Consider the following 13,132-nt stretch of genomic DNA (forward strand, 5'->3'; position numbering starts at 1 on the left):
AGTTTGCTTTATAGTGATGTGGTTCTTTTTAATAACAGGCAAAAATTGTGAACATTGTTGCAGTATTGACCACTGATATCGTTCATTCGACAAAGTTAAGTACTTTAGAATATAACTCGATAATAACTACGTTAAAAACATACTTAGACCGCGAAATAGATGGAAAGGATGCGTCGTATGAAATCTATCGCGGGGACAGTTTTCAAATTTATTTTCAGGATGTTCAACAAGCGATGAGAGCCAGTATGGCATTGCGTTTTTACTTTCGCTCTGGCATTGACTGTCCAAGTATCGAGCTTACTCAATCTTTGGCTTTGGGCGAGTATGAGCAACTATCGGATAAACCTGGGACATCAGTTGGACAAGCATTTATTTTATCGGGTCGCGCTCTCGATAAAGCTCAGCGTGGAGAGTTTGTCTTCAACATGTGTGACGGCTTACCGTCAGTAGACCTCAGCCTGTCTACTCGCTTTCTCAACCATTTACTCGCCGGTCTCACTGAGAAACAAAGTGGCGTTTTATTCTATTATGTTTCGCTGAATGGACCAGAACAAAAAGTCATTGCAGAATTGTTAGATATGACACGACAGAATGTCGCGACCCATCTAAAACGAGGTGGTGCTGACTTAATTAGAGCTTACATAGAAACTTATGAAGCACTTATCTCTGATTCCCAGAGTTCCACAATTAACCAAAGGACAAGGTAATGAAGCTACTTCTTTTACTTTTATTGGCTCACTACGTAGCGGATTTTTACCTACAAAAGCACGATTGGATAATGTGTAAAGTTAAGAATAAGCACCGTTCCTTCGGTTTATTCAAACATATCCTTGTTCACTTTCTTCTTACGTTTATTGCTTTATTTTTTGCTGGCATTGGCTTTGGACTGCCATTTTTCTCAGCATTATTTATTATCATTGTATCTCACTATTTGATTGATATATGGAAGACCTATCAATCTTTCGAACTTCGCTTTTTTCTTGCGGATCAATTGGCTCATTTGGTTGTCATTGTCGCCATTAGTTTGTGGCTCAACGAGCTTACTCTTGATTCAATATTACAAAGCATCAATGGGTTTATGAGCACGAAGGTGCTCATGATTGTTTGTGCATTTGTTATTGTGTGTAAACCGGCATCATTGGTCATTAGTTTAGCGCTGAAAAAATATACTGCACAATTTGATGAATCTGAAAAAGCGAATGATGGCTTGGCGACTGCTGGTGAACTCATTGGGTATTTCGAACGAGGGTTAATACTTAGCTTTATCCTGATTGGCCAATTTGCTGGAGTTGGTTTTTTGTTAGCAGCAAAAAGCGTATTTCGCTTTGGTGATATGCGACGTCAAACGGATAGAAAACTTACTGAATACATAATGCTAGGCACTCTATTTAGTTTCTCTTTCGCAATTGCCATTGGCAAATTAGCAGAACAGCTGTGGAAAGTGCTTAGCTAAACTACCTGTTAAGCTAGTGCATGTTATCTTTTACAAAGTCGTCCAAAATAATGGGGCGACCGAGTAAAAAGCCTTGGTACTTATTCACGCCAACCTTGCTCAAGAGTTCAAATTGCCTTTCTGTCTCGATGCCTTCAACGACCGTGTCCGTTCTCAGTGCTTTACACATATCCATAATCGCAACAAAAAGATTATAAGCGCGTTCACTGTTTTCTAAATCCAATATAAAACTACGATCAATTTTCACGACGTCAAACTGAAACTGTCGCAGATAACTAAGGGAACTATAACCCGTTCCGAAATCATCTAACGATATCCTAAAACCGGCTTTTTGAATTTCCAGCAGCCTTGCTGTAGGGCTTTCGTCCTCTAACATGAACACCGACTCCGTAATTTCTAATTCAATGAGTTCATGTGCCGCATCGTATTCAGAACATATACTGATAATTTGAGGTAGGAACTCAGGGTCTAAAATTTGTGGGGAAGAAATGTTTACTGAAATAGGTATTTTAACACCATAGTTTGCTAAGACGTTTCCAAAAACGGCAGCTTGCTTGACTGCTAATAAACCTAAAGCTGATTCTAAACCGTGTTGTTCTATCATTGGAATGAAAACACCAGGAGACACATGACCAAAACTTGGCGAATGCCACCTACAAAGTAATTCAGCACCGATTAATTGTCTTTGCTCATTATACTTACCTTGCAGAACAAAGTTCAAAGACTCAGATTTTACTGCTTCCCGAAGCTCATTCAGCATATTCAGTTTTTTCATTGCTTCGTCAGTAATACCTTGATAAAAAATTTGAACTTCATTTTTGCCACGTGATTTAGCGTTGAACATCGCGGAGTCAGCTGCGCGAATTATTTCATCAAAATACTTTCCATTATCTGGATAAACAGCGATCCCGACAGAACACGAAATCGGTATCTTTTGGCCTTCGACTTCAAAGTCCATTTTATTAACACACCGAATTATTTCATCCCCGTTTTCTAGCAAGAGACTTTCTTGTGTGTGAGGAAGAATATATACAAACTCTTCGCTTCCCCATCTGCAAAGGTGCGCACCTTCTCCCAAAAGAGCTGAGAATGCATCTGCTTGATGAGTGATAAGTAAATCACATGCCTCATGCCCCCAACGATCGTTAACTTCATTGAAGCCTTCAAGCTCAACAAAAACAACCGAGAATTTAATCTGTTCACAACTGTTCACAAGCCTGTCAAACTGTAACTTTAACGATGTTCTATTGAGCAAATTGGTAAGCGGGTCAAAATGTGCAAGTTGATACAGCTTGCGCTCAGACTTTTTCTTGTCTGTTAGATCTCTAAGTGCGACAACATAATAATCAGAAGCGGATTCGTTTGACTTAAATTCACTTATTTTGAGGTCAACATCGATGACATTCTGATCACTTAAGTGTAAGTTTGTTTCAATACTAAGTGATTCGTCTTTTCTCAATTCCTCAAGCTCCAATCGACTAAACTTGATAAACTTCGACAGACTGTAGCGACCTATTGTCTTACCAGACAAATTGGAGATTTTACAAAACGCCTGATTAGCCTCAAGCAAGCGAAGTGATTTGTTTATGATCAACATAGGTTCTGTTGAACGTGAAAAAGCATAGGACATTAATTTTGAAGAAGCTTCCGCTTCGACGAGGTCTGTGACGTCTTTCAGTGTGCCGACGATTGATTGCGCCGCATCATCATCAAAGGCCACAATTCGTCCTTTGAAGCGCAACCACGCATAGTCTTTGCCTTGTTTAATGCGGTAAGCGCCATCGACAATAGTAGAGAAGCCCATTTTATGTAAAGACCAATTTAGGGTCAGATTATCTAAATCGTCCGGGTGTACTGATTTTGCAAAGTCGTCGTAGCTAACAACTCGTTCTTCTACTTGCGTAGCGTGGTTTTCATACTGTCTAAAATGAAAAGAATCATTCGATTTTTGCCAACTCCAAATCGATTCACCACTTGCCCAAAGCGCCATTTCGAGCAAGCGCTTTGACTCTTCGGTTTCCACACTTTTCTCGTAAAGTTCCTGACTTTTCGCCGATAGAATATCTTCCGCTTCCGCTCTAGCGTTTTTTTCGCGGAGTAAACGGCGTTGTAGTCTTTCAATCTGTTTGTCTTGATCATTCATGACTGACAGGCGCTTCATTATGGTTGTGAGATAAGTCCACTAACTGTGAACACGGCTACGTTGGATTCTTCCAATCAAATAGAATCACCACACATCGCGAGTATACCACCACATACCAAATGCGCAAGCTTTAGACTATTAATCGCCCTCTTTTTAAATATAAATCAATGATAACAATAGGTTATCGCTTATACCTAAAGTGCTACTTTGTGCGCTCGTTAGAACACCGTTTAGAACAATATTTAACCGATGGCCAGTCCCTTTCCCACTTTTTACGCCACGTGAATGGACGATGGCAAACAGGGCAAATCTTACTAGGAAGTTCAGACTTCTTCATTATTGTCTAGTTTCTGTAGAAAGATATCACCATCTTCAAGAATACGAGTGACTTTTGCGTCATCCATTTTTCCGAATGTTCGATAAATCATAGCCATGCGAGGATTATTTTCAAATTTACTTTTATTGCGGTGCAAAAAGTGCCAATACATATAGTTGAATGGACAAGCCTTCTCGCCCGTTTTTTCTTTTACGCTGTAGTGACAGTTTTTACAGTAGTTAGACATTTTGTTTATATAGGCACCGCTCGACCCATATGGCTTACTCGCTAAGTTTCCACCGTCCGCGAACAAAACCATCGCGCTTACGTTTGGCAGTTCCACCCATTCATAAGCGTCAGCATAAACTAATAAGAACCATTCATTTAGTTCGTCAGGTTGGATACCAGCAAGTAAAGCAAAATTACCTAATACCATCAATCTTTGGATGTGATGCGCATATGCATGTTCCTGAGTATCAGAGACACATTGCGATAAGCAGTTCATTTTAGTGTTTGCAGTCCAGTAAAAGTTTGGTAACTTGCGCGCTGCATTCAAATAGTTATCGGTCTTCAAATTAGGCATAAAGTGCCAATAGAAACCGCGTACATATTCACGCCACCCAAGTACCTGCCTTATAAACCCTTCGACTGAATTAAGCGGTGCTTTCTGATCAAAATATGCTTGTTCTGCAGCTTGAATGACTTCCATCGGCATCAAAAGGCCTGTGTTTAAATACAAGCCAATGTGCGAATGATACAGCCATGGATCCCCTTCCAGCATAGCGTCTTGATATTGCCCGAAATCACAAAGTCGCTCTTCAATAAAAGTGTGCAGCACTCGCAGAGCACCTTCTCTATCTACAGCAAAATGAAAGCCTTTGAGCGTACCGAAATGAGAAGCAAACTCTTCATCTACTAAATCAATGACTTCTTGAGTAATGTTATCGATAGAGAAACTAGACGGAGCCGGTATTGTCGGTACACTTTTAAACGAATCACGATTATCAGCATCGTAATTCCATTTACCACCAATCGGCTGTTTCCCTTCCATCAATATACTGGTTTGTTTTCTGAGCTCTCTATAAAAGAATTCCATACGAAACTGCTTTTTACCCTCAGCCCACTGGGAGAAGAAACTTTGCGCTGCGATAAAACGATTATCATCACATATTTGTACATTGATATTAAAACGCTCAGACCATCCGCTAATTTCTTCCAATAGACGATATTCACCAGGATGGCAAACGACAAGACTGTTTGGTTGGTATTGTTTAATTGCATGCTCAACATGAGCTCCGAGTGAGCCGCAATTATCACTAGCGTCGTAGCGATAATAATCAATAGGCCAACCTTTATCTTTAACAGCTAGGGCAAAGTGCCGCATTGCGCTGAACACAAACGCGAGCTTCTTTTTATGATGTTTTACATAAGTGGCCTCAGCTTTGACTTCTGCCATTAACACTTTGTCGGTTTTAGAGTCGAAACCTTGCAGACTCGACATGTCAAAGTTTAGCTGATCACCCAATATAAGTACGAGTTTATCCATTATTCAGCCTGCTCATTTCTTTCTTTCATTTCTGAAAATGCATCTAATGCTCTTTGTCGAGAGGCTTTCAGATCAACAATAGGTTTAGGATAATCTTTCCCAAGTTCAATACCGCAGGCTTTTAAGACATTCTTTTCAGCTGCCCAAGGTTGATGAATGAGTTTACTGGGTAGTTTTGCTAATTCAGGACAATACGTTTTGACATACTCACCTTCTTTGTCAAATTTTTCACCTTGCAACAGCGGATTAAACACCCGGAAGTAAGGCGACGCATCCGCTCCAGAGCCCGCTACCCACTGCCAACCGGCAGAATTGCTTGCCATATCTGCGTCGAGTAAACAGTCCCAAAACCAACGTTCCCCTTCACGCCAATCGATCAGTAAGTTCTTGACTAGAAAGGAGCCGACGATCATCCGCACTCTATTATGCATGTAGCCAGTTTTATATAGCTCACGCATTCCGGCATCAACAATAGGGATACCCGTTTGACCTTTTTGCCAAGCCTCAAGGTCCTTGCGACTGCTACGCCACGGGAAGTGATTAAATTTTGCATTAAAGTTAACTTCGTTAATATTATCGAAGTGATACAACAAATAATAACTAAATTCTCGCCAACCTAGCTCTGATAGATAGACATCTAAGTCTTTATGATCAAAGGCATTATCAAAGGCCCCTAGTATCGCAAACCATGCTTGATTGGGTGATATTTCACCAAAATGTAGATGAGGAGATAACAAGGAAGTACCTTTTACCGCAGGCAGGTTTCTATCATTTTGATATGATTGTGCCGCTACTTCAATAAATCTACTTAAGCGACTTGCTGCGCCCTCCTCTCCTGGCTCCCACATCTTTTCCATGTCTTTGTACCATGGGATTGACGGCGTAAGCTTTAGCTGTTCGATGCCCGTCTCGCCTGCGCCTTTCGCCTCACACAATGTTAAATTTTCAGGTTTACTTACCGGAAAACGAGGTGGGTCTTTTTGTAAGCAGCCCTTTCGATAATAGGGTGTAAATACTTTATAGGGAGTTTCATCCTTTTTCAGGACCTGCATTGGTTCCCATAACAAACTACCATTAAAACTCCGCGCAGGAATATCATTTTTGTTGAGTTCTGATTTTATTGAAGCGTCACGCTCTCTTTGCCATTCCTCATAGCATCGGTTCCAAACAACTGAGCTCGCGCTATATTCTTCGCATAGTTGAGGAATGAGTTTTTTTGGATCACCACTCAGCACAAGCAAGTGATTGTCTAAACTTTTATTCAATGACTTTAGCGAATTGTGCAACCACCATTGACTGGCGCCGCCCAGCTTTGCGTTTTTTGGTGCGGTATTATCGAATATAAATACAGGGAGCACATTGCCTTGTTCTGCGGCAAAGGAAAAGGCTGGATTGTCCAATAACCTGAGATCTTGACGAAACCACATGATGCACACGTTATTTTGAGAATTATTTGCCGTCATTTCTTACCTTTTTATTTGGACATAACATAATAGATTACAAGTAACTTTTACTCTCTTGCTAATTAATTAGATCGAAAAAACCTTATATTCTGTAAGTACTTTATTCGCTCAAAACAAAAGGTCGACTCTATGTCTCGAATTGGTATCCATTGGTTTAGAAAAGACTTACGCTTACAGGACAATGAATCCCTGCAAGCACTTGCTAAATCAGTCGATCACGTCATCTGCGTTTATATTCACTCAAGTCAAAACCTTTCTCCTGATATTGAATATTCGTTATGCAAGCACGAGGTAAAAGGTAATCATCGAAAACGCTTTTTGCGTGAATCACTAGATGACTTAAACAAATCACTAGAAGCATTAGGCCAAACGCTAATCGAACTAGATGAACAACACTCAGTTGTGGCTGCTTTAGTTGAAATGGTCAAAGCCAATAATATCAGTGCAATCTCATGCGAGTGGCATTGCGGCTTCAATGAAAGAGCCCAATGGGAAGTCTTAAAAGAATCTCTACCTGACTTAGAGTTTATTCAGTGTAATAGTAGTAGTTTGTATGATCAGAGTGGACTCCCGTTTCCCTTAGATGAATTGCCAGATACATTTACGCCGTTTAGGAAAAAAGTAGAAAAAAGATCAACACGTCGCCCTATTTGTCTTCATGTAGGTTCCTTACCTCCTCCCTACTCTATGAAGGAAACTTCAAGCCGAGCAAAGAAAGAAAATAAAGAAAGTCAGCCACACTACCCACTACTCGTTGGTGGAGAAAGTGCGGCCAAAAGGCAACTAGACTATTATCTTTGGGATACTGATTTACTTTCTAACTATAAGCAAACTCGCAACGGCCTGGATGGTTGGGATTTTTCCAGTAAACTATCTGCTTGGCTCGCGCATGGTTGTATTAGCCCCACAACGGTGGCTGACGCTATTACAGAGTATGAGCATCAGCGAACAAAAAATGACTCAACATATTGGTTGTTTTTTGAATTGTTGTGGCGAGAATTTTTTCATTGGCAGCACGTCAAGAATGGGGTTTCCAGTTTTGATAAGGCGGGCCCAAAACAGCTTGAAATTACCTCTCACTTTGACCAAAGTAAATATGACGATTGGTGCAACGGAACGACAGGCTACGACATAGTTGACGCGTGCATGAAACAACTGAATCAAACCGGCTTTATGTCTAACCGAGGTCGTCAACTTGTCGCCAGTTGCTTCGTACATGAATTAAATTTGGATTGGCGTTATGGCGCAGCCTATTTTGAATATCAACTCATCGATTTTGATGTGGCAAGCAATTATGGTAACTGGCAATACTTGGCGGGGGTTGGTGCAGATCCTCGCGGCCACCGTCAATTTAATCTCGTTAAGCAAACTGAGTTCTATGATCCCTCCAGACAGTTTATACAACAGTGGCTTGTAAAGTAGGTAAAGCAGCAGAATGGCTTTGAAACAAGAGATTTCAGTCGTGTGGTTTAAGCGTGATTTAAGGCTAAGAGATAATCCGTGCTTAGAGGCAGCAATTAAAAGTGGATTGCCTCTTTTATTGCTTTACATAGTTGAACCAGAGCAAGAGGCTGACCCGCACTTTGATATCCGTCATTGGCGTTTTATCTATCAATCTATTGTCGATCTAAATGAGCAACTAGATGAGTCGAGGCATAGCATCCATATTGTTAAAGGCTCAGCAATAGAAGTGCTTCAAGCGATACAAAGCTCGCATGTCGTAAAACACCTTTTTAGTCATGAAGAAGTCGGCCTGGCGCATACCTTTGAACGAGATAAAGCCGTAAAGCAACATTGTGAAAACACTCAAGTTCACTGGCATGAGTGTGAAAATGGTGCGGTATATCGCAGACTCACCAATAGAGCATCATGGGCAACGCTCTGGAATAAACGAATTTTGGCTCCGCTATCAACATATTCGATTGAAGACGCGACAGCACTGTCATTGAAAGACTGTCCGTCATTAACACCGTATATTTTTAATCCACCAACAGCGTGGCAACAAGCCAATGACCTAATGCAATTAGGTGGAGAAAAAAGAGCATGGTTTACCTTGAAGCACTTTTTTAAAGTGCGGGGTAAATCATATTATGGGAACATTGGTAATCCCACGGTGGCCAGAGAAACCTGCTCTCGACTATCCCCTTATTTGGCTTGGGGAAATATATCCTTAAAGCAAGTCTATCAATATACGCTTAAACAGGGAAAACGCCCCGGATGGGCGCGCTCTATTTCGGCCTTACAATCAAGATTGCACTGGCACTGTCACTTCATTCAAAAATTTGAAAGCGAATGTGAAATGCAATTTCGAGCAGTTAACAAGGCATATGAAACTTTCCCATATTGTGACGGCGACGTTCAGAAAAGTCGTCTAAACGCTTGGAAACAAGCGAAAACTGGCGTACCGATAGTTGATGCATGTATGAAAGCCGTGTGTGCCACAGGCTATTTAAATTTTCGAATGAGAGCGATGTTAGTGAGCTTTTTGTGTCACCACTTAAATGTAGATTGGCGCTTAGGTGCAGCTTATTTAGGTGCACAGTTTCTTGATTTTGAACCTGGCATTCATTATCCCCAATTTCAAATGCAAGCAGGCGTGACTGGGGTAAATACCCTCAGAATTTATAACCCGGTAAAGCAATCTATTGATAAAGACCCAGATGCGATATTTATAAAGAAATGGCTACCTGAACTGAACAACTTGCCCGCACCAATAATCCATCAGCCATGGGGTTTATCTCCCATGGAGTTTGCGATGTATGATTTCGATTTGATGCGTGATTACTGCCCACCAATTGTAGACATTGAACAAGCAGCCCGTGAAGCGAGAGACAGAATGTGGGCGTTTAAATCAAAAGTTGAGGTGAAAAAAGAGGCTAGCAGGATACTCAGTAAACATACTGTATAAGCTTATTTTTATTGGCTTACTGTGCGCTATCACCCTTGCTGTTACCATTTTTGACCTCAGATTGTGTTTCTTCGATTTGTGACGGCACTGACTGTGGTGAAGCAGATGCAGCTTGTTTTTTCTTTTTTAAGTCTTGCTCTTTCAACCACTGATTCAACAAACGAATTTGACCATTTTTATAGGCTGCATAGGTTATGCGTAATGAATTAGACAGCATATCACTGTCAGTCCAGCCCGTCTTCTCTGCCAATTCTTTATAATTTTCCATGGCAGCAGGCGTAACATAGCCACGTATCAGTTTTTTACCTAAGGCTTTTTGTTTCTCTCGAAAGCGACGCTGTTTTTCAGCATTGGCACTTTTTTTCGGATTCTTCATGATTAACTTTTGTACTTATTGCATATTTTTTAATAGTGTACTGCAAAAATTGCTTTTTTTTTAGAAAAATTCACTGTTCAGAGTTGTTTAGCGTACAAGTGTTCGCTAAATTACAGGTTCTTGTATAACAATAGAATTAAACATGACAAATAGACAATCAACATTTAATAAAGAAGACCTTCTAAAATGTAGCTCCGGCGAAATGTTTGGCCCTGGCAATAGCCAACTGCCTGCGCCAAATATGCTTATGATGGATCGCATAGTAACCATTACGGAAGAAGGTGGCGAGTTTGGAAAAGGTCATATCATCGCTGAACTAGATATCACTCCTGACTTGTGGTTCTTCGATTGTCACTTTCCTGGCGACCCTGTCATGCCAGGTTGTTTAGGACTGGATGCAATGTGGCAATTAGTCGGATTTTTCTTGGGTTGGTCTGGCGGACCAGGTAAGGGTCGAGCCCTTGGCGTCGGCGAGGTGAAATTCACAGGCCAAATTCTACCAACCGCAAAGAAAGTGACCTATGAAATCGACTTAAAACGAGTGGTGAAGCGTCGCTTGTTTATGGGCCTAGCTGATGGAACTGTTTCTGTTGATGGGAAACAAATCTACGCAGCCAAAGACCTGAAAGTGGGTTTATTTCAGGATACGAGCGCATTCTAATGTGGTAACTAAATTCTTAGAAGCAGGTTGTAATAATCAGCAAGAAACAAAAAGCCCGATTAACTCGGGCTTTTTTGTATTAAATTAGGTTTTTATCTGGCGATTAAGCCTGCTTGTCTGTCGGTGAGTGCCTCTCTCCACCCTCCTAACCATTCAGACCTTGCTACTGTTGCTTGAAATGGACAATTTTCTTTCGAACGACCTGAGATCCCTGCTTGATAACCCTTTGCGTGTGCACGTGTAAGTTTGTCTCGTTTTTGTCTTTTCATTGATTCACCTCATTTGGTTAAAATAAGTAGCTAGAAAAAGCTGAGATGTCTATTTTCTTATGTGTGTTTTTTCACAGCTAGACAGGTACATACATGTTTTTTCAAGCCACACTATATAGATAGCGCTTGCTCTAAAAAGTTTCAATGATTTTATTTTAACACTATTCTTGAATCTCAATAAGAGTCTGATATTTATTGAAATGTTTTGATGGGTTATTTGTTTATAAAAACTATATTTTTAGAGTGGGAAGTTATTAAAAACATGAAAGCCCCTTATATAGGGGCTTTCTAAGTTGATTTTAATTACGCTGGCTTATTTTCGACGGCGGAAAATACTGGCAACGAACAACATTGCAAACATCAAGACGCCCGTACTGGCACCCTGCCTCTCTAAAGTATCTTCGTCAGCGGAACAATCAGAGGGCTCAGCACCAGTAGGATTGAGCATTACTGCAACTACAGTATCGGTAAGTACTTCGTTCCCATCATCGTCTGTCAGGATCTCACCACGCACATTTCTAACGGGACGCTTGGTTGATGCTGAAGCCATAATCACGTTACTGTCATTGATATCTAATGCTTCAATGATGTTGTAATCAGTACCGCAAGGCAATAAATCGTTTAGATTGGTGAAAGTTTGCGATTCAATATCATACATAAAACCTGCCGTTGGGCGTTGAGTAGTTCCTGTCACCACATCAACATCAGCGGAACCAACAATGATATTTTCATTATTCATCGCTCGCGGCAGAGTGCTAGAACTCACAAAGAATCCGTCTACAAAATCGATGTCATCGGTACTTAAGTTATATACGTACATACGACTTCTGGACACATTATTGATACGTTCACTTCTTACGCCAGTGACAAAATTATTGTCATTAATGTGTAATGCCGAGTTAGGAAGTAAATCATCATCTTCTATCATGCGCGTAACAACGCCGTTTTGGAATATTGCTGCAGCGGTAGAGAAAAGTTGATCTTCGCCAATCTTCAGCGATGCAACACCGACAGCTACGCCATTAACGTTAACGTCCAATGCTTGACTCGTTCCGGCATTTGCAATCTCTTCTTCATCAGTAACTAATGTTCCATAAACCGTTGTATCGATAATATTGCCTTCGACATCTAATGACCAAAGTGTTGCTCTCTCTGTCCACAGACCACTGCGTCGACTGACAGCACCCGTGCTACTTGTAGATGTGCGTAATCGAGCCTGACAGACTTCTACTGGTTGATCACCACGGGTTTCTTCATCAAGACAATTTGCATTAGCTAATACCAATGCATCACTTGGTGCAACTGAACCCACACCCGCCACTACATAGTTTTGATTAATAGAGTTTACCAGGCTGCTGCCGCCAAGCGTGGTATCTGCAGGTACAAGTCCTACTGTGGTGTCGCCAACCTGAACAAAGCCACGTCGGTCAAAATCAAATACATTGTATGTCAGCACATCACCATTTTCGTTAGTGTATTCAATAATACGGTTTGGCCCTTCGGTGTTTCCGATTATATGAGTACCGTTGGTGGAATCTCGAAGTGTGGTTTCCATAGAAAAACTAAAACCACCGAGTTCGTCACTCTCTTCATCAAACGCTTTTATATATTCGAAAGAATCATTTACATACTTATAACCTAAGAATTGTCCCAGTTGCTGAGTCAATACGCTGAAGTTACTTGAACCTGTGCGAACATAATTAGTTAAAAAATTATAATCGCTTAAATTAGGATCGCCATTCCGAACAGCATCAATGTCGGTCAGTGCAGCAGCAAAAAAGTCACTGTCTAAGTCAATTAAACGGAGATCGATTGGTGGATTATAGTTATTCTGAAAAGTGGTCAGTACTAAGCCGGTATTATCGATAGAAGAAGCATATTGATTCTCACTGAGCTCTCTAGCTGGTAATTCTGTTACTGTGTAAGACGCGGCTAAAATAGGTAAAGAAGTAGTCGCTAAAACTACAGCTGACGCCAATCGAGTAAATTTCATTAAT

The 13,132-nt window shown here is 40.9% G+C and carries 11 protein-coding genes and 1 pseudogene; 5 read left to right on the top strand and 7 right to left on the bottom strand.

Going from position 1 to position 13,132, the window contains the following annotated elements:
• The first annotated feature begins 47 nt into the window (after positions 1–47).
• Together RM556_RS02200 and RM556_RS02205 are read left to right on the top strand one after the other, a co-directional pair.
• Positions 48–707 carry a hypothetical protein gene (locus RM556_RS02200; protein ID WP_311373732.1) on the top strand — a complete coding sequence of 220 codons (660 nt, stop codon included), beginning with the start codon at positions 48–50 and terminating at the stop codon, positions 705–707.
• Entirely contained in the window at positions 707–1,453 is a 747-nt protein-coding gene (locus tag RM556_RS02205; protein WP_311373733.1) for a DUF3307 domain-containing protein, read from the top strand. The genes RM556_RS02200 and RM556_RS02205 overlap by 1 nt, the downstream gene beginning before the upstream one ends.
• Before the next feature lie 13 nt (positions 1,454–1,466).
• Here the strand turns inward: RM556_RS02205 and RM556_RS02210 are convergent, their stop codons facing one another.
• From RM556_RS02210 to RM556_RS02225, 4 genes are all read right to left on the bottom strand, one after another.
• The gene (locus tag RM556_RS02210) at positions 1,467–3,596 is read right to left on the bottom strand and encodes an EAL domain-containing protein (protein ID WP_311360346.1); all 2,130 of its coding nucleotides are present in this window, start codon (positions 3,594–3,596) and stop codon (positions 1,467–1,469) included.
• 202 nt (positions 3,597–3,798) lie between these two features.
• Complete coding sequence (locus tag RM556_RS02215) at positions 3,799–3,933, bottom strand: DUF2256 domain-containing protein (protein ID WP_311360347.1); 135 nt, start codon at positions 3,931–3,933, stop codon at positions 3,799–3,801.
• On the bottom strand, positions 3,920–5,458 hold the full coding sequence (locus tag RM556_RS02220) for a cryptochrome/photolyase family protein (protein ID WP_311360348.1): 1,539 nt from the start codon (positions 5,456–5,458) through the stop codon (positions 3,920–3,922). The genes RM556_RS02215 and RM556_RS02220 overlap by 14 nt, the downstream gene beginning before the upstream one ends.
• Positions 5,458–6,921: a deoxyribodipyrimidine photo-lyase gene (locus tag RM556_RS02225; protein WP_311373734.1), complete on the bottom strand. Its 1,464-nt coding sequence runs from the start codon at positions 6,919–6,921 to the stop codon at positions 5,458–5,460. The genes RM556_RS02220 and RM556_RS02225 overlap by 1 nt, the downstream gene beginning before the upstream one ends.
• A 129-nt stretch (positions 6,922–7,050) precedes the next feature.
• Here RM556_RS02225 and RM556_RS02230 point away from each other — a divergent pair, with 129 nt between their 5' ends.
• Positions 7,051–8,343, top strand: a complete 1,293-nt coding sequence (locus RM556_RS02230; RefSeq protein WP_311373735.1) for a DASH family cryptochrome — start codon at positions 7,051–7,053, stop codon at positions 8,341–8,343.
• Between the two features lie 13 nt (positions 8,344–8,356).
• Entirely contained in the window at positions 8,357–9,829 is a 1,473-nt protein-coding gene (locus RM556_RS02235; RefSeq protein WP_311373736.1) for a deoxyribodipyrimidine photo-lyase, read from the top strand.
• Between the two features lie 130 nt (positions 9,830–9,959).
• On the opposite strand, the pseudogene RM556_RS02240 reads toward RM556_RS02235, so the two are convergent.
• Positions 9,960–10,205: pseudogene (locus RM556_RS02240) on the bottom strand (hypothetical protein); the annotation flags it as partial.
• A gap of 142 nt (positions 10,206–10,347) precedes the next feature.
• Here RM556_RS02240 and fabA point away from each other — a divergent pair.
• Complete coding sequence (gene fabA / locus RM556_RS02245) at positions 10,348–10,866, top strand: bifunctional 3-hydroxydecanoyl-ACP dehydratase/trans-2-decenoyl-ACP isomerase (protein WP_311360353.1); 519 nt, start codon at positions 10,348–10,350, stop codon at positions 10,864–10,866.
• Between the two features lie 92 nt (positions 10,867–10,958).
• On the opposite strand, the gene rmf is transcribed toward fabA, so the two are convergent.
• Positions 10,959–11,135, bottom strand: coding sequence for a ribosome modulation factor (gene rmf, locus RM556_RS02250; protein WP_311360354.1), 177 nt, complete (start codon positions 11,133–11,135; stop codon positions 10,959–10,961).
• Positions 11,136–11,448: 313 nt separating this feature from the next.
• Positions 11,449–13,128 (bottom strand): DUF3466 family protein, encoded by a 1,680-nt coding sequence (locus tag RM556_RS02255; RefSeq protein ID WP_311373737.1) that lies wholly within the window; start codon positions 13,126–13,128, stop codon positions 11,449–11,451.
• Between the last annotated feature and the right edge of the window lie 4 nt (positions 13,129–13,132).

The sequence above is a fragment of the Alteromonas sp. W364 genome (genome assembly GCF_031846205.1).
GTDB lineage: Bacteria > Pseudomonadota > Gammaproteobacteria > Enterobacterales > Alteromonadaceae > Glaciecola > Glaciecola blandensis.